20 protein-coding genes are annotated in these 16,528 nt (G+C 60.5%); 15 read left to right on the forward strand and 5 right to left on the reverse strand.

What is annotated here, in order from left to right; translation table 11 throughout:
- Positions 1-3 precede the first annotated feature (3 nt).
- Positions 4-1,461 carry an aldo/keto reductase gene (locus ACMVPR_RS20235; protein ID WP_416884329.1) on the reverse strand — a complete coding sequence of 486 codons (1,458 nt, stop codon included), beginning with the start codon at positions 1,459-1,461 and terminating at the stop codon, positions 4-6.
- A gap of 127 nt (positions 1,462-1,588) precedes the next feature.
- On the opposite strand from ACMVPR_RS20235, the gene ACMVPR_RS20240 reads away from it, so the two are divergent.
- The 12 genes from ACMVPR_RS20240 (at position 1,589) to ACMVPR_RS20295 (ending at position 12,022) form a co-directional block, all read left to right on the forward strand.
- Complete coding sequence (locus ACMVPR_RS20240; RefSeq protein ID WP_416884330.1) at positions 1,589-1,963, forward strand: TIGR04076 family protein; 375 nt, start codon at positions 1,589-1,591, stop codon at positions 1,961-1,963.
- Positions 1,960-3,039 carry an aldo/keto reductase gene (locus tag ACMVPR_RS20245; RefSeq protein ID WP_416884331.1) on the forward strand — a complete coding sequence of 360 codons (1,080 nt, stop codon included), beginning with the start codon at positions 1,960-1,962 and terminating at the stop codon, positions 3,037-3,039. The genes ACMVPR_RS20240 and ACMVPR_RS20245 overlap by 4 nt, the downstream gene beginning before the upstream one ends.
- A complete protein-coding gene (locus ACMVPR_RS20250; RefSeq protein WP_416884332.1) occupies positions 3,032-3,802 on the forward strand; it encodes an ABC transporter ATP-binding protein in 771 nt (256 codons plus the stop codon). Before ACMVPR_RS20245 ends, ACMVPR_RS20250 begins: the two co-directional genes overlap by 8 nt.
- Positions 3,799-4,524 (forward strand): ABC transporter ATP-binding protein, encoded by a 726-nt coding sequence (locus tag ACMVPR_RS20255; RefSeq protein WP_416884333.1) that lies wholly within the window; start codon positions 3,799-3,801, stop codon positions 4,522-4,524. Before ACMVPR_RS20250 ends, ACMVPR_RS20255 begins: the two co-directional genes overlap by 4 nt.
- Positions 4,521-5,435 carry a branched-chain amino acid ABC transporter permease gene (locus ACMVPR_RS20260; protein ID WP_416884334.1) on the forward strand — a complete coding sequence of 305 codons (915 nt, stop codon included), beginning with the start codon at positions 4,521-4,523 and terminating at the stop codon, positions 5,433-5,435. Before ACMVPR_RS20255 ends, ACMVPR_RS20260 begins: the two co-directional genes overlap by 4 nt.
- On the forward strand, positions 5,432-6,382 hold the full coding sequence (locus ACMVPR_RS20265; RefSeq protein ID WP_416884335.1) for a branched-chain amino acid ABC transporter permease: 951 nt from the start codon (positions 5,432-5,434) through the stop codon (positions 6,380-6,382). Before ACMVPR_RS20260 ends, ACMVPR_RS20265 begins: the two co-directional genes overlap by 4 nt.
- Before the next feature lie 18 nt (positions 6,383-6,400).
- Entirely contained in the window at positions 6,401-7,663 is a 1,263-nt protein-coding gene (locus ACMVPR_RS20270; protein WP_292267711.1) for an ABC transporter substrate-binding protein, read from the forward strand.
- Positions 7,664-8,161: 498 nt separating this feature from the next.
- Positions 8,162-8,662: a YbjN domain-containing protein gene (locus ACMVPR_RS20275; protein ID WP_416884336.1), complete on the forward strand. Its 501-nt coding sequence runs from the start codon at positions 8,162-8,164 to the stop codon at positions 8,660-8,662.
- 35 nt (positions 8,663-8,697) lie between these two features.
- On the forward strand, positions 8,698-9,513 hold the full coding sequence (gene proC, locus ACMVPR_RS20280; RefSeq protein ID WP_416884337.1) for a pyrroline-5-carboxylate reductase: 816 nt from the start codon (positions 8,698-8,700) through the stop codon (positions 9,511-9,513).
- Positions 9,506-9,847: a tRNA-binding protein gene (locus ACMVPR_RS20285; RefSeq protein WP_416884338.1), complete on the forward strand. Its 342-nt coding sequence runs from the start codon at positions 9,506-9,508 to the stop codon at positions 9,845-9,847. The genes proC and ACMVPR_RS20285 overlap by 8 nt, the downstream gene beginning before the upstream one ends.
- On the forward strand, positions 9,844-10,794 hold the full coding sequence (locus tag ACMVPR_RS20290; protein ID WP_416884686.1) for a 2-hydroxyacid dehydrogenase: 951 nt from the start codon (positions 9,844-9,846) through the stop codon (positions 10,792-10,794). The genes ACMVPR_RS20285 and ACMVPR_RS20290 overlap by 4 nt, the downstream gene beginning before the upstream one ends.
- 109 nt (positions 10,795-10,903) lie before the next feature.
- Complete coding sequence (locus ACMVPR_RS20295; RefSeq protein WP_416884339.1) at positions 10,904-12,022, forward strand: beta-ketoacyl-ACP synthase III; 1,119 nt, start codon at positions 10,904-10,906, stop codon at positions 12,020-12,022.
- Positions 12,023-12,071: 49 nt separating this feature from the next.
- Here ACMVPR_RS20295 and ACMVPR_RS20300 read toward each other — a convergent pair whose 3' ends face one another.
- Positions 12,072-12,566: a PRC-barrel domain-containing protein gene (locus tag ACMVPR_RS20300; RefSeq protein ID WP_416884340.1), complete on the reverse strand. Its 495-nt coding sequence runs from the start codon at positions 12,564-12,566 to the stop codon at positions 12,072-12,074.
- 97 nt (positions 12,567-12,663) lie between these two features.
- Complete coding sequence (locus tag ACMVPR_RS20305) at positions 12,664-13,245, reverse strand: thymidine kinase (protein ID WP_416884341.1); 582 nt, start codon at positions 13,243-13,245, stop codon at positions 12,664-12,666.
- Positions 13,246-13,525: 280 nt separating this feature from the next.
- Between ACMVPR_RS20305 and ACMVPR_RS20310 the strand changes: the two genes are divergently transcribed.
- Genes ACMVPR_RS20310 through ACMVPR_RS20320 form a run of 3 tightly spaced genes read left to right on the forward strand, consistent with a single transcriptional unit; the run spans position 13,526 to position 14,677 of the window.
- The gene (locus ACMVPR_RS20310) at positions 13,526-13,984 is read left to right on the forward strand and encodes a hypothetical protein (RefSeq protein WP_292268559.1); all 459 of its coding nucleotides are present in this window, start codon (positions 13,526-13,528) and stop codon (positions 13,982-13,984) included.
- On the forward strand, positions 13,971-14,321 hold the full coding sequence (locus ACMVPR_RS20315) for a YigZ family protein (protein ID WP_416884342.1): 351 nt from the start codon (positions 13,971-13,973) through the stop codon (positions 14,319-14,321). Before ACMVPR_RS20310 ends, ACMVPR_RS20315 begins: the two co-directional genes overlap by 14 nt.
- An 8-nt stretch (positions 14,322-14,329) precedes the next feature.
- Positions 14,330-14,677, forward strand: a complete 348-nt coding sequence (locus ACMVPR_RS20320) for a diacylglycerol kinase (RefSeq protein ID WP_292268561.1) — start codon at positions 14,330-14,332, stop codon at positions 14,675-14,677.
- Here ACMVPR_RS20320 and ACMVPR_RS20325 read toward each other — a convergent pair.
- Complete coding sequence (locus ACMVPR_RS20325; protein WP_416884343.1) at positions 14,661-15,050, reverse strand: thiol-disulfide oxidoreductase DCC family protein; 390 nt, start codon at positions 15,048-15,050, stop codon at positions 14,661-14,663. The two genes, ACMVPR_RS20320 and ACMVPR_RS20325, sit on opposite strands and share 17 nt — an antisense overlap.
- Before the next feature lie 83 nt (positions 15,051-15,133).
- Positions 15,134-16,507, reverse strand: coding sequence for a 30S ribosomal protein S12 methylthiotransferase RimO (rimO, locus tag ACMVPR_RS20330; RefSeq protein ID WP_416884344.1), 1,374 nt, complete (start codon positions 16,505-16,507; stop codon positions 15,134-15,136).
- Positions 16,508-16,528: the final 21 nt, after the last annotated feature.

The raw sequence follows: 16,528 nt of genomic DNA on the forward strand, positions 1-16,528 counted from the left end.
GTTCTAAGATCGGGGCCGGATGATCGCTTCGGCCTCGATCTCTACTTTGTAGTCGCCGATCAATTGTCCGATCTGAAACAACGTATTGGCCGGTTTGATGTCTGCAAAGATGCGCCCATGCGCCTTTGAAACTGCCAGCACATCCTCTGCATCGCTCAGGTAAACACGGGTTCGGACCACATCCTCCATCGAAGACCCAAGCGCTGTCAGGGCTGCGCTGATCTTGTCGAGGATGAAGGTCGTCTGCGCGCCCGCGTCCTTCGGCGCTACAGCGCGGTCCACGCCAGCGGTCGCAGTGGTACCGGACACCATAATGCGGTCGCCGACCTGATGCGCTCGGCAATAGCCTGCGATATCTTCCCACTCGCTGCCTGACAGAACACGACGCTCACCGAGACGACCGGGCACCTCTTCAACCGTGACGGCAAGCGGCATCGTGTCGAGGTGGTGGCTCAGATCTCCGCTGGCGGTCAGGAAGGGCGGCTTGCGATATTCATCGCCGCAATCGCCGGGCAGGGGTGTGGTCACTGCAAAGGCGGCATTCAGTCGGGCATGGTCCTCTTCGTCCAGCGCAAACTGGAACAGCTTGAGGTTATCGTCGGTATGCCGCGCTTCGCCCAAACGCGCGCCGATGATGACCCCGGCCACCGCTTTGTTCTCCAGCACCCAGCGCGTTGCCACGTTGGCAATCGACACGCCGTGCTTGGCTGCCACATCGGCAGCCGCCTGCAAAACGGTCTGATACGCCTCCCATCCCCCGGCATGGTCAATGAAACGTTTGTATTTCATCTTGCTCCAGTCGGTGATGTCCGCCGGTTCTGGTTTTCCCAGCCAGCGTTCCGACAGGAACCCGCCCTGCAACGTGCCGTAACACAAGAGCTTCACGCCCCAGTGCGCACATACCTCTGACAAAGGCCCGGTCGCGCGACGGTCCAAGAGCGAGCAGGGCACCTGGTTGCTGATGATTGGAATGCCATCAGCCAGCGCCAGATGCAGATGTGCCGCGTCGAAATTGGTAAGACCGATCTCGCCAATCAGACCCTCCTCGCGCAGCTTTGCCATCTCATGCAGCGCGTCGAGCCAGGCTGGATGTTCGAAACTCCACCAGTGGAATTGCAGCAGATCGACCCGGTCCACACCCAGACGGTCCAACCGTTCCTGCACCCCGGCGCGCACCACGTCCGCCGTCATCGGGCCGGGCACAGGGCACCATTTGGTTCCAACGGTCGCCGTGACGCCACGCTTCAGCAGCGCCCCGGTGATCAATTCCGCCGTCCCGTAGTGATCCGCCATGTCGAAGCTGTCGAATCCGGCATCTGCATAGGCTGCCAGATGATCCGCGCCCACATCCGGGTCGATGATGTCGCCGTCTTTCTCTATGTCGGCCACCTGCCACAGGCCTACCAACGCGCGGCGGATGGTCAGGCGGTGGCTCAGGGCGATGGTGTCGGGTTGGGTCACGGCGCGTCCTTTCGGCTATCGCCCCATGAGTTGCCGCCCCGAACCCGTTTGACAACCCCGAAAGATCCCAGCAACCATATGGTTAACAACAGGGAACAACCGCGCGGAACCGCGCATTCGGGGAACGATGAGCGCGGCGCAGGACGCGGACGAATTTTGGCTCTACGACCTGCGCGTGGAAACCGTCGTGGGAGATCGCACATCCGTCTGCCGCCATGTCGAAGGCGAAAGCTTCCGCGTCGAAGGCGAATTGCTGGTCTTCGACAACCAGCAAAAAGTTTCGATGTATGCGCTTGCGGCACTCTTGCCTCTGCTTCCCGCTAAGCAACGTCCGACCTCACCCAACGACTGGATGTCCACCGATGCCGAAATCGCCTGCCCCGACCCGAATTGCGGCGGGCGGTTCCGGGTGACACGCATTGGCAAGCGGAGCTTCCGCCATTCCGAAACCACCGGCCTGCCGGAGCAGCGCGGCACACCCTATTGGAAAGAGCAGACATGAGCGTTGAAACCATCGCCCTGCGCCCCGGTCACACCATCAGTCGCGTCATTCGCGGTGGCTGGCAATTGGCGGGGGATCACGGTCCGGTGGACCGCGCACAGGCGATCCGCGACATGGAGGCCTTTGTCGATGCCGGTCTCTTCACCTTTGACTGCGCCGACATCTATACCGGCGTCGAAGAGATGATCGGCGACTTCATCGCGGATCTGCGGGCGCGGCGCGGTACGTCGGTGGCGGACCGCGTCTGCGTGCACACCAAACTGGTGCCGGACCTGACGCGCCTTGGTGACCTGCGGCCAGACGAGGTGACGGCCATCGTCGACCGCTCGCTCCAACGCCTGAAGATCGACCAACTCGATCTCGTGCAATTCTTCTGGTGGGACCTCACGATCGGCAACGCGGTCGAGGCGCTCGATGTGCTGAAAGACCTGCGCAAAGAAGGCAAGATCAAGAACCTCGGCACCACCAACTGGGACCGGCAGGCGATGCAGCCTTTTGTCGACGCGGGCTTCGATATCGCTTCGGCGCAGGTGCAGTACTCCGTCCTTGACCGCCGCCCGGCGAACGGGCTGTCCGACTGGGCCGCGCAGAATGACCTGATGCTGATCTGCTACGGCACCTTGGCCGGTGGTTTCATCACCGAAAAATGGCTGGGCGAACCCGACCCCGGTTTCCAGTTCGAAAACCGCAGCCTGATCAAGTACCGCCTCATCATCGAAGAATTCGGCCCTTGGGACAGATTTCAGGATCTGCTCAGGGCGCTGAAATCCGTCGGGGACAAACATGGTGTTTCGCTGTCTGCCGTCGCCACGCGTTGGGTGCTGGACCAGCCGCAGGTCGCTGCCGGGATTGTCGGCGCGCGCTATGCGCGGCACCTGCCGCAGACACTCCAGACCTTTGCCTTCGCGCTGGACGCCGAGGATCACGCGACATTGAACGCGGTGCTGGACCAGGCGGACGGTCCCAAGGGCGATGTCTATTCGCTCGAACGCGACCGTAGCGGTCGGCATGGCCGAATCATGAAATACAACCTGAACACCAACCCGAACGATGCGGTCCATGGCGCCAATGGCTGACCCGATCCTCAGCATCCGCAACGTCAGCAAGACGTTCGGTGAGTTTCGCGCCGTCAACGATGTGTCTCTCGACATCAAGGCAGGGACGATCACTGGACTGATCGGACCCAATGGCGCAGGCAAGACCACGCTCTTCAACGTACTGACCGGGATGCTGAAACCGTCCAGCGGGACTGTCCATCTCGACGGTGAGGACGTAACCGGATTTTCCCCCAATGCGCTGTTTAGCCTCGGCCTTGGCCGCACCTTCCAAATCCCACGTCCCTTCGCCAGGATGAGTGTTCTTGAAAACGTCATGCTCGCCCCGATGGCGCAGGTGGGTGAACGCCTTTGGGGGCCGTTCTTTGGCGCGGCCAAGATGCGCAATCAGGAAACCACCATTCGCAAACGCGCGATGGAGGTGCTCGATTTCGTCACCCTCGCCCCATTGGCCGATCAGGCGGCGGGGCAGATCTCTGGCGGTCAGATGAAGCTTCTGGAACTGGCCCGCATCCTGATGGGCGATCCCAAACTGATCCTGCTGGACGAACCCGCCGCCGGTGTGAACCCAAGCCTGACGCGGACGCTGATCGAAAAGATCGAAGAATTGAACCGCGACGGCAAAACCTTTGTCATCATCGAACATGACATGGATTTCGTGATGCAGCATTGCGACCCGGTGATCGCATTGGCCGAAGGGCGCAAGGTTTTCGAAGGCACCGCTGCTGAAGCTCAGAACAACCCCGTTCTTCTGGACGCCTATCTGGGGGCGCAGGTCGAATGACGGCGCTGGCGGCAGGAAATGTCGTCGCGGGATATGTCCCCGACCTGCCGATCCTCAAAGGCGTGTCCGTGACCGCCAAGACCGCCAAGGTAACGGTCATCATCGGACCCAACGGCGCGGGCAAGTCCACTCTGATCAAGGCGATTGCGGGCCTTGTGCCGGTGTCGGGCGGCACGGTCCATCTGAACGGGGCCGAGATCACCAACCCGCGCCCCGACCGAATGGGTGCGCTGGGCGTGGCCTATGTTCCGCAATCCGACAACATCTTCCGCTCTTTGACGATCCGCCAGAACCTTGATCTGGTCCTGCGCAATGCCGGGAAAGACGCCGCAGCGCGGCGCGAGGCGCTGTTCACCCGTTTCCCGGCCTTGGCTGACAAGCAAACCGAAAAGGCGGGCGCTCTGTCCGGCGGGCAGCGCCAATTCCTTGCCGTCGCAATGGCGCTCGCCATCGATCCCAAGGTGATCCTGATGGACGAACCGTCTGCCGGGCTTTCCCCCAAAGCGGCGCAAGAGGTGTTGGAATACGCCAAGTCGCTGACTGAACAGGGCGTGACGATCTTGCTTGTCGAACAGAACGTCAAACAGGCGCTTCGGATGGCGGACCACTGCTACATCCTTGCCGATGGCCGCAATCAGGTCGATGGCGCGGCGCAGGATCTGCTGAACGATCCAGTGGTCGGGCAGATCTACCTTGGCGGCAAACGGGTGACACACGCATGATCCAGAACCTCGTTGACGGAGTGCTGGTTGGTTCGATCCTGTCGCTGGGCGCGATTGGCCTGACCATGGCGATGCACATGCTGCGCTTTGCCAATTTCTCGCATGCCGAACTGCTCTCCATCGGGGCCTATGCCGCTTTGGTCTTCGACGGCCTCTTCGGTGCGATCCACCCCGCACTGGCCGAGGCGATCCCGCCGCTCAGCCTCACATGGTCGCTGACCCTCGCACTTCTGCTCTCGATGGCGCTGACGGGCCTTTCGGCGGTGGCTGTCGACAAGCTCGTGTTCAAACGCGTCCGCGCCAAGGGCGGAGAGTTGTCGATGGTCTTCGCGTCCTTCGGCGTCGCCATGATCATCCGCAACATCCTCGGTCTGATCTTCGGTCTAAACCCGAAGCTCTATTCGCAGGACATCGTCTTCGCCATCGTGGTCAGCCGGGATCCGTTCCTGTTGATCAAGCCGGATCAGGTGTTCACGCTGGTGGCGGCGCTGCTGATCATGTTCATCCTGCATCTCGTCCTGTCGCGCACGACATTCGGATACTCGCTTCGAGCAGTGGCCGAGAACCCGACTTTGGCTCAGGTCTCTGGCATCAACCTCAGCCGCATGATCGTGCTGATCTGGCTGATTGGCGGCGGGCTGGCGGCGGCAGCAGGCGTGTTCTATGGCCTGACCAATCAGATCAGCCCGGTGCTGGGCCGCGATCTGGTCTTGCCGATCTTCGCGGCCACTATCGTGGGCGGCATCGGCAGCATCTATGGCGCGGTGCTGGGGGGCTTCCTCGTTGGTCTCGCCTCCAACCTTGCGCTGGTGATCTTGCCCTCGGGTTACAGCCCGGCGGTGCCCTTCCTCATCATCCTTGCCGTACTGATCCTGCGCCCGCATGGCTTGTTCGGGGAAGAGCGCACATGATCGGCGTCATTTCCTACCTCGTCTTCTTCGCCACGGTCGCCTCGATCCTGTCGATCGCGGTGCTGGGTCTGAACCTGCAATGGGGCAACACCGGCCTTTTCAATGGCGGTGTCGTCGCATTCTTTGGGGCAGGGGCCTATGGCACATTGATCCTAGGCGGGACGCCGCAGGCGGGGCAGCTGGGTGGGTTCGGCCTGCCTTACCTATTGGCGCTGCTGGGCGGCATGGCCTGCGCCGGGATCGTCGCCTGGATCGTCGGGCTTCTGACCATCCGGCTCAGGCACGATTACCTTGCCATCGCCACCTTCGGGGTCGCTGTCGCCTTTGAGACCGTGATGCGCAATACAGACGCTCTAGGTGGTGCGCAGGGCATTCGTGGGTTCGAACGCCCGCTGCGCGATACACTGGGCAACGGGTTCACTTACAACCTCGCCTTTTTCGTCTTTGTCCTGATCTTGCTGATCGCCACCTACCTGTTCCTCGAACGGCTGATCCAGTGCCCCTTTGGACGCTTGCTGCGCGCGATCCGAGAGGACGAGACCGCCGCCCAGTCGCTGGGCAAATCGCCGTCGCGTGTCCGCCTCACGTCCTTTGTTGCAGGATCGGTGATCATGGGTCTTGCCGGTGGACTCTATGCCACGTTTTATGCCTTCATCAGCCCACAAGACGTGCTGCCGATCCTCACCTTCCAGATCTGGGCGATGCTGATCGTCGGTGGCGCGGGCAACAACAAGGGCGCTGTGATGGGGACCTTCCTGATCTGGGCCGCATGGACCGCCAGCGGTTGGGCCTTGTCGCGCTTCGCACCGCTGGAGGTGCAACTGTATACCGGGTCGATCCAGTTCGTGCTGATCGGCTTCGTGATCGTGGGGATGCTTCTGTGGCGACCACAGGGGCTCTTCCCGGAAAAACTGGTCGTGTCACAATCAGCACGATCCAATAAATGAACACTAGGGAGATATGGAATGAACGGACTTAAAACTTCGGCTCTCGCATTGGGCCTTGCTGCCGGGTTTGCCAGCCTTGGCACGGACGCAGCCGCACAGGACTGCACAACCAAGATCGGGGCAGTGCTGCCGACCTCGGTTGATTGGGGCAAACCGATTGCTGCCACCGCGCAATATGCGGTGGACATCGCCAACGAAACCGGTGGCGTTGCAGGCTGCCAGATCGAAATGGTGCTGCGCGACACGCAGGTCGACCCCAAAGTGGGCGTCGATGCGGCCAAGGCGCTGGTCGATCTGGATGGCGTGCAGCTGCTGCTGGGCGCAGTGTCCTCGGGTGTGTCCATGCCCATCCTGACCTCGGTCACGGTGCCCGCCGGTGTCATGCAGATGTCCTGCTGTTCATCCTCGACCGCGTTCACCCGTCTGGCCGAAGAGGGCAAGACCAACGGTCTTTTCTACCGCACCTTCGCCACTTCTGGCGTGCAGGCCGCTGTCGGTGCCATGGTGGCGCGTGATGCGGGCTACAAGTCGGTGGCCGTGTTCTACAAGAACGACGATTGGGGACAGGACATCGGCGGTCTGGTAGCCGACGATCTGAAAGCGCTGGGCATCGACGTTACCGCCTCCATCGCGATCAACGACGGTCAAGCGTCGTTCCGCGCCGAAGTCACAGAAGCGCTCAAGGGCAATCCCGAGGCGATCTACATGGCGCTTTATCCGAAGGAAGGCACGCAGGTCGTCCGTGAGTGGATCTCGCTTGGCGGGACGCAGAACATGATCGCGGCCAACGCTCTCAAATCGGACGAGTTCCGCGACAATGTCGGCATGCAGTTCCTCGGCAACTTCACCGGCACCGACACCGCTTCGCCGCGCACTGAATCTGCGGATGCCTTTGTTGCGGCCTATACAGCAAAGTTCGACGGCCCGCCCAATGGTCCGGGTCTGGCCAACAGCTATGACGCCACCATGATCGCCCTCATGGCCATGCATGCGGCGGGCAAAGATGCGAAAGGGGCGGATATCGCCGCCAAGATCAGCTCGATCACCGATCCGAACGGCACACCGGTCACTGCGGATGCTGCCGGCTTTACATTGGCGAAAGAGGTTCTCGATGGTGGTGGCACCGTGTCTTACCAAGGTGCCACGGGCAATGTGCAGTTCGACAAGAACGGTGATGTGTCTGCGCCTGCCGTGACATGGACTTTCTCGGAAGGTGGCATCGAAGAGCAGAAATACATCTCGCTCACCGAGGTGAACGACTTCATGACGTCGCTGAACTGACGTCAGTTTCGAATTGGCTTCGCCAATCCGACGGAGGGACGATGCGACAACGCATCGTCCTTTTTCGTTTCCGAAAAAGGGGGGCGCTGCCCCCGTCGCCCCTTGGGCGACTCCCCCGAAGTATTTTTGAACCAGAGAAGCGGCTCAGTGTCGGAGTTCTGACCGCATGTGCCCAAATTTTGGACAGCAGCGCTGCCACGCGGAACCTGGGAGCAGAAGCACGCTTTGACGCGTTTTCGCAGCAGTTGCGGCTGTCGCGGCGCGTTGCACGATTTTTCCGGTGATTTTATCCACAGATTGTGGCACTATTCGCGTCCACAACATCTTGTAGACTTCTCCACAACTTATTGTGCGTGTCATCGAAAATTCGCTTTACGCGACCTCACTTGCCATGCAGCATATGTTGTAGGGGGACGGAACATCAACGCATCCCCTAGAGCAGGCACCGAAAGGTAGGGCAAAGCCCACCTTTCCGCACAGGCAACAGGAGGCGGCATCATGGCCCTGTCCGAACAGTATCTTGAAGACGACATCCACCCGATCGATATCGTTGAGACCATCGCCAACCACCACGATTGGGATTTCGACCGCATTGCGGAAGACCAGATCGCGATGGCGGTCGAGGGGCAATGGCGCACATATTCGATCACTCTGGCCTGGTCGCCTTACGACGAAACTCTTCGTCTGATCTGCACTTTCGACATGGACCCGCCCGCCGAGCGGATGCCGGCGCTGTATGAAGGTTTGAACCTTGTCAACGATCAGTGCTGGGCAGGGGCATTCACGTACTGGGCCGAGGCCAAGCTGATGGTTTATCGTTATGGTCTGGTCCTTGCAGGCGGCAATGTCGCCAGCGCCGAACAGATCGACACGATGATCAATTGCGCCGTCATGAGTGCAGAGCGCTATTACCCGGCCTTCCAGCTTCTGGTCTGGGGCAACCGTGTGCCGAAAGATGCGCTCGAGGTCGCCATTGCAGAGGCCTACGGCCGCGCGTAACACTGGCCCCCGACGCAGAAATACGTGGGGGCATTATGCAAAATTCCGACATCGCAAAACGCGGCCTTGTTCTTTTGGGCTGTGGCAAGATGGGGTCGGCCATGCTTGAAGGCTGGCTCGCCGGGGGATTGCCTGCTGCTTCGGTTTGGGTGAATGATCCCAATCCCTCCGACTGGGTGCAGGCGCAAGGCGTACATCTCAATACGGATTTGCCGGAAAGCCCGGCCATCGTGCTGGTCGCCGTCAAGCCGCAGATCATGCGCGACGCGCTTCCGACGCTGGCGCCGTTGGGCAATGGTGATACGCTCTTCCTGTCGGTCGCGGCGGGTATCACCATCGCCACGTTCGAAGACATGCTGGGGGATCAGACGCCGGTGATCCGGTCCATTCCCAACACGCCTGCCGCCGTCAAGCAAGGGATCACCGCCATCATCGGCAATGCGCGTGTGACCGAAGATCAGTTGCAGATGGCGGAAACGCTGCTGTCCGCGATCGGTCAGACGGTGCGTCTTGAGACCGAAGACCAGATGGATGCGGTCACCGGGCTGAGTGGTTCTGGCCCGGCTTACGTGTTCCACCTGATCGAGTGTCTAGCCCGTGCAGGTGAAGCGCAGGGGCTGGACCCCACGCTTTCGATGACGCTGGCCAAGGCCACGGTCGCTGGATCCGGCGCTTTGGCGATGCAGGCACAGGAAACGCCAAGACAGTTGCGCGTCAACGTCACCAGCCCTAATGGCACCACACAGGCCGGGTTGAACGTGCTGATGGACGAAGAGACCGGTCTGCCGCCTCTGGTCGCCAAGACCATCGCCGCGGCAACCAAGCGGTCCAAGGAATTGGCCAATGGCTGACCAGATCACATTCGACGATTTCATGAAGGTGGATATCCGGGTCGGCACCGTCATTCAGGCGGAACCTTTCCCGGAGGCGCGTAAGCCGGCGATCAAGCTCTGGGTCGATTACGGTGATGAGATCGGCGTCAAGAAATCCTCGGCCCAGATCACGGTGCATTACGACCCCGAAGCGCTGGTCGGAAAAAAGGTGATGGGCGTCGTCAATTTCCCGCCACGCCAGATCGGCCCTTTCATGTCCGAGGCGCTTGTCCTCGGGTTTTATGACGCGGGCGAAGCCATCGTTCTGGCTGTGCCCGACAAAGACACCCCGAACGGAGCGCGCCTGTGTTGAACCTTCTGATCACCCGCAAACTTCCCGATCCTGTCTTGGACAAGGCTCGGGGGGTGTTTGACGTCAGCGTGCGCGACAACACCGCGCCACTCAACCGGGACGAGCTGATCCAGAGCCTTTCGGAGTATGACGTTGTGTTGCCCACGCTTGGCGATGCCTATCGTGCGGACATCTTTGATGCGGTGCCGGAAAAGCGAACCAAGCTGCTGGCGAATTTCGGGGTGGGGTACAACCATATCGACGCAGCCGCGGCGCGCGCCGCTGGCATCGAGGTGACCAATACGCCTGGCGCTGTCACCGATGCGACCGCCGACATTGCCCTGACGCTGATGCTGATGACCTGCCGCCGTGCTGGTGAGGGCGAACGCATGCTGCGTGCAGGGCAGTGGCACGGCTGGCATCCGACGCAGCTATTGGGGCTGCACATGTCTGGCAAGACGCTGGGCGTCGTGGGTATGGGCCGCATCGGTCAGGCCATCTCACAGCGCGCGCATTTTGGATTTGGCATGGCGGTCAAGTTCTACAACCGATCCCCGAAAGAGATGCCGTTCCCGGCGGAACAGGTGGCCGAACTGGCCGAGCTTGCCGCGCAGGTGGACGTGCTTGTGGTTGCCGTTCCCGGCGGGGCAGAGACCCACCATCTGATCAACGCATCGGTCCTGAACGCCATGCAGCCCCATGCGCATCTGGTGAACATCGCGCGCGGGGACGTGGTCAACGAGGCCGATTTGATTTCTGCACTCTCCCAGGGGCGGATCGCTGGCGCGGGGCTTGATGTGTACGAGTTCGAACCAAAGGTGCCGCAGGCGCTGATCGACATGGAGAATGTCACGCTCCTGCCGCATCTGGGCACTGCCGCGCTTGAAGTGCGCACGGCAATGGGGCTGATGGCGGTCGACAATGCAATTGCCTTTGCCAACGGTCAGCCCCTGCCAAACGCCGTTTGACCCCAGCGGTTCTTCGATCCGCGTGAAAGGCTTTGCCATTGCGCAGCGTCGCACTTGACCCCGGGGCGTGGGTGAAGTCTGGTCTCTGCACGCAAAAAGGACCGTTGCCATGATCCAGCCCGCCATCACCGGAAGCGGTGTGTTCACCCCGGAGAACATCATCACCAATGATGAACTTGTGGTGGCCTTCAACGCCTATGCCGACCGGATCAATGCCGAAAACGCAGACGCGATTGCCTCTGGCGAGATGGAACCTGTCCCCCATTCCAGCGCTGATTTCATCGTTTCGGCATCGGGGATCGAACAGCGCTTCGTCATGGACAAGGCCGGTGTTCTCGACCCCAATCGCATGTTCCCGCACCTGCGCGCGCGGTCTGATGAAGAGCCGTCAATCATGGCGGAAATGGCGGTTGATGCGATCACCAAGGCGCTGGCGCAGGCGGGACGCGATGCGTCAGAGGTTGATCTTGTGATCTGCGCAGCATCAAACCACGAACGCGCCTATCCTGCGGTGGCGGTCGAAATCCAGAGCCTGATCGGGGCAGGCGGCTTTGCCTTTGACATGAACGTGGCCTGTTCCTCGGCCACGTTCGGTATTCAGGCCGCCGCTGACATGGTGCGGTCTGGCTCGGTCAAATGTGCGATTGTCGTAAACCCGGAGATCTGTTCGGCCCACCTCGAATGGCGCGACCGGGACTGTCACTTCATCTTTGGCGACGTGGCGACAGCCGTGGTGATCGAGCCTCAGGCCAATGCCAAGGGCGCGCATTTCACCATTCATGGCACCCGCTGCGCCACCGAGTTCTCGAACAACATCCGCAACAACAATGGCTTTTTGCGCCGAACACGGGACCAGATGGAAGATCGCCGTGACATGCAGTTCATGCAGAACGGGCGCAAGGTGTTCAAGGAAGTGCTGCCGATGGTCTCGGCGCATATCCTGGGCCACTTGGAAGATGAAGGCTGGGGTGCGGACAGCCTCAGGCGGTTGTGGCTGCATCAGGCCAACAAGACGATGAACGATTTTATCGGGAAGAAGGTTCTAGGTCGGACGCCTGAGCCGGGGGAACAGCCAAACATCCTGCAGGACTATGCCAATACGTCCTCAGCCGGGTCGATCATCGCCTTTTCGAAATACTCGGACGACATGCAACCGGGTGACCGCGGCGTGATCTGCTCGTTTGGGGCAGGCTATTCGGTCGGGTCAGTGTTGATCGAACGCGCATAGAAAAAGAGGGCCAATTGGCCCTCTTCGCAGTAGATCGTCAAAGGCAGGATCAGTTCCAGAAGCCTTCGTCGACCGACTCCATCTGCTCCAGCTCTTCTTCGCTGAACTTGGTCACGAAGGCATAGCTGCGGTCGTCAACAGCCACGAGATTCACGTCGGACACCGGGATCATCACGTGTTTGTCCGCGATGTCGAGGAAGCCACCGATCTCGGCCACGATGCCAATCATCTGGCCGCTCTTGTTGAGAACGATGTCCTCGATCTCGCCGATGTCGTTCCAGTTGGCACCGACTTCGGTGTGGATCGTGTCCATCGACCAGCCTTCGTCATTGGCGGCGTTGGTCGTGTAGATCGTACCGCCAGTGATGTCGCGGGTGCGGATCAGGTTAGCCGGATCATCCATCGACATGTTGTCCGCCATCGTGGTGTCCGTCATGCCGGTTGTCGCGTTTTCCGTTGTCATTTCACCGGACGTATGGCTGCCAGCCCATGCACCGGTGGTTGCGACGGTCAGGGCGAGTGCGCTTGCAAAAAGCTTGTTCATGATATCCTCCTGGATTGTGTTGCTTCTGAAGACACAACCAAGGCTGGGACAGGATGTTCCACGGAATATTTTTTCTCCGTGACGGAACTTTTTGGGTCTAAAGCGAACCGGTTTCCTGCCGCCAATGTTTGCGGCAGAGGCTGACATAGGTCTCGTTTCCGCCGATCTGCACCTGCGCGCCTTCCGTCAGAACATTGCCCTGGTCATCCTTGCGCACCACCATTGTCGCCTTGCGTCCGCAATGGCAGATCGTGCGCACCTCGCGCAGCGAATCCGCCAGCGCCAGCAGGGTCGCGGAGCCGGGAAACAGCTGTCCCTGGAAATCGACGCGCAGCCCGTAAGCCATCACCGGCACGCCCAGATCATCCGCGACACGGGCGAGTTGCCAAACCTGCTCTGGCGTCAGGAACTGCGCTTCGTCGATAAAGATGCAGGCCAATTCGGTCTTTTCCATGACCTCTTCGATCCGCTGAAACAGATCGTCCGTGGGCGAAAACGTCTCCGCCTCACGGGCAAACCCGATGCGCGAACCGATCTTGCCCATCCCGGCCCGGTCATCGAATGCCGCTGTCATGCGGTACACCGACATGCCGCGCTCTTCGTAATTGTGCGCAGCCTGAAGCAGCAGGGTCGATTTGCCTGCGTTCATGGTGGAGTAGTTGAAATAGAGCTTCGCCATGATCTGCCACATGCCCCAACCGGACAGGGCGCGCAAGAGAGGCGTGCTCAGGATGCGCCGTTGCCGATTCCGTGAGTGGTGGCATGACCTCGAAAAGGTCCTGCCTGTATCGGCGAAGTGACTGCGCATCCTGAAACCGGACCAGCTTTGGCACTGTGCCCGGTGTGCCTTGACGACCGACTAATTCAGGTCTGGAACACATGTGCCATTGCGTTACGATCAAAGTCAGGGGAAAGAAGCGCAAATCTTCCCATCTCTGCCGGGTAACGAGGGGGCTGCCATGCCGTCATTTGGACCATATCTGAAAAAGCACACCGAATTGCTGGTCAAGGATGTGGGCATCGAAAAAGCCTGCGAACTGACGGGCAAATCCAAAGCGACCCTTGGCCGGTACTACGCCGATCACGACGAACATGCGGATCGGTTCATCCCGGTCGATGCTGTTGCCGCCCTCGAACAGGCCTCCAGTTATCCGCATGTCACCTCTGCGCTGGCCGAACTGAACGGGATTTCGCTGTCCTTCGATCAGCGCCGCGACAATGACGCCAAGAAAGGCGGCGTGAATTCCGATGTGGTCGCGCTGAGCCAACGCTTTGCCATGCTTATGTCGGAATATCATCAATCCATCGCGGATGGTGTCATCAGCGCCAACGAAGCGCGCCGCCTTCTGCGCGAAACCCTTGCCCTGCAACAGGTGCTGGTCGACATGAAACTGCATCTGGAAGATGAGACAATTTGAAGGTGTCATCTCGGATCGTGGGTCCAAATACGCGGTAAGCGGTGGTCCTGCGGTCAGTCGTTCCGATGTGGACGGATTTCTCAAGACCCTCAAACGCGCCAAGAAATACGCCAAGGCCACCCATAACACTTGGGCGGTGGTGTTCTCGGATGGCACGCCTCTCAAGAATGACGACGGCGAAGGTGGGGCGAGTCAGATCATCCTGCAAATGCTGGAACGTGAAGGCCTGACGGACCATGTGATCGTCGTAACCCGCTGGTATGGCGGCAAGCATCTGGGCGGGGACCGGTTCCGCCATGTGCAGGACTGCGTCCGCCACTATCTCGATAACAGGTAGGTCCCGCCATGGAGTTTTTCAGACGCTTGAAGCTGCGGTGCATCTGGTCTTGGGACGGTGTGGTGGCGACTTGGCGGACGGAGCATAGTTTCCGCAGTTGGGTCTGGGCCAACCTGATCTCGGCGACTCTGGCGCTGATCCTGCCTTTGGCTCCGGCAGAGCGCGCCTTGATCCTGGCTTTGGGCATTCTTGTGCTCGCAGCCGAGCTGCTCAACACCGCCATCGAGGATGCGGTCGATTACATCTCGACCGAAGACCACCCGATCGCCAAACGTGCCAAGGATGCCGGCAGCGCAGGTGTAGCGGTTGCCGCTATTGCCGCAGGGGTGGCTTGGATCGTTATCCTGATTGGGTAGCGCGTCGGGCCTTGCGGCGCAGGTGCCACCGATAGATCAGCGGTGCCAGAACGTGGTCATACACCATTGATGCGACCTGCCTGATGCCCGGCAGTCCGACAACCCGCGCCAGCCACCGATACCGGGGCATGTCGCGCCACAGGACAAGGAAAGCCGGAATGCCGCTGGTCAATTCCCCGTCGCGCAGTACGTAAAGCCGCCGCGCAGCGGTATCTTCGTCAATCCCCCAGGCCGCACGGTCTGGACCGTTCAGGTCATCGAACCGGATCGGCAACCCTTCGCGTTTGGAATAGGCCGCATAGTGATTGATCTCGAAGGAACAGACCGGGCACTGGTCGTTGTAAAGCACGCGGGTTTGGTGTGTCTCTGACATGACCCACAGCTAAGCCTAAAGACGACGCTGGCAACCCCGGTGGGCCGTTTCCGTCAACGGAAACGGTCTGATGCGTCAACGCATCAGACGCGCCGACCCCACAGATCATATTCGCCAGCTTCGTCTACCTCGACCGACACGATCTCACCAACGCTCAATCCTTCGGTGCCGGAGTTGATAAACAGATTGCCGTCGATCTCGGGCGCATCTGATTTGGTGCGGCAGGTGGCGATGCCCTCGTCGTCGATATCGTCGATGATCACATCCAACCGCTGGCCGACCTTGGCCGCCAGTTTGGCCTCGGAAATCGCCTGCGCCTTTTCCATGAACCGGTCCCAGCGCTCTTGTTTGACCTCGTCGGAAACATGATCCGGCAAAGCATTCGACCGGGCGCCAGCGACGTTCTCGTATTGGAAGCACCCGACGCGATCCAGCTGCGCCTCGTCCAGCCAGTCCAGCAGCGTCTGGAACTCCTCCTCGGTCTCACCGGGATAACCGACGATAAAGGTCGACCGCAGGGTGATGTCCGGGCAGATGTCGCGCCATGCCGCGATTTCGTCCAGCGTCCGTGCAGCCGCCGCGGGGCGGGCCATGCGTTTCAGCGTATCGGGATGGGCGTGCTGGAACGGAATGTCGAGGTATGGCAGCACCAGACCATCCGCCATCAACGGCACCAATTCGCGCACATGCGGGTAAGGGTAGACGTAGTGCATCCGCACCCACGCGCCCAAAGCCCCCAGATCACGCGCCAAAGACAGGATCGGGAACTTCTCGTCCCGGTCCTTCCAGTCGGTGCCATAGGCCGAGGTGTCCTGGCTGATCACCAGCAATTCGCGCACGCCGCTCTCGACAAGCTTTTCCGCTTCGCGCAGCACCGCCTTGGCCGGGCGGGACGTCAGCAGCCCGCGCATGTCCGGGATGATGCAGAACTTGCACTTGTGATTGCAGCCTTCCGAAATTTTCAGATAGCTGTAATGGCGCGGCGTCAGCTTCACGCCTGATGCAGGCAGCAGGTCGATGAACGGATCGGGATCGGGCGGCACGGCTTTGTGCACCGCGTCCAGCACCTGTTCGTATTGATGCGGGCCCGTCACGGCCAGCACCTTGGGATGCGCGCCAGTGATATACTCCGGTTCCGCCCCCAGACAGCCGGTCACGATCACGCGCCCATTCTCCGCCAGCGCTTCGCCAATCGCCTCAAGGCTTTCTGCCTTGGCACTGTCGAGAAATCCGCAGGTGTTCACGATCACCGCGTCAGCGCCGGAATAGTCGGGGCTGATCCCATAGCCTTCGGCCCGCAGGCGCGTCAAAATCCGTTCGCTGTCCACCAGCGCCTTGGGGCAGCCAAGCGAGACCATGCCGATAGTCGGCTGACCCGCACGGGGCGCATCGGAAAACCGCGCGGCAGGCGCAAGGTCGGGGCGGAGAGAAGGCGGGTTCTGGGACATGCGCGGCATATAGAGATTTGCACATCCTTG

This window comes from Marivita sp. (assembly GCF_048006345.1).
In the GTDB taxonomy this organism is placed as follows: Bacteria; Pseudomonadota; Alphaproteobacteria; order Rhodobacterales; family Rhodobacteraceae; genus Marivita.